Genomic DNA, 231 nt, shown 5'->3' with positions numbered 1-231 from the left:
ATTTGTTGGAAATGTACTCTTCGGCCTTGATCAACATCAAAAATGGGAACGATACCAATTATGACCGACTATTGGTAAAAAGCCTGCCCGAAAATTATAGAAGCACAGAGGGCTCCACCTACAACTTTTTGCTGGATACCAGTTGTTTTGTCGCCAGTTTATCGGACAGTGCTGCGGTGCACATTCATGACAAACTAATGGGGAAAACGGTTTAGAAGGAATAAAGAAGGC

General features: G+C 42.4%; 1 pseudogene. It reads left to right on the top strand.

Features of this window, described 5'->3' with window-relative positions:
• A pseudogene (locus tag ACRHNM_RS18430) lies at positions 1-215 on the top strand (dGTPase); the annotation flags it as partial.
• Positions 216-231 lie beyond the last annotated feature (16 nt).

The organism is Psychroserpens mesophilus (assembly GCF_050617655.1).
Classification (GTDB): Bacteria; Bacteroidota; Bacteroidia; order Flavobacteriales; family Flavobacteriaceae; genus Psychroserpens; species Psychroserpens mesophilus_A.
Note: the sequence above shows the minus strand (reverse complement) of the source record. Positions and strands in the feature narration are given on the sequence as shown.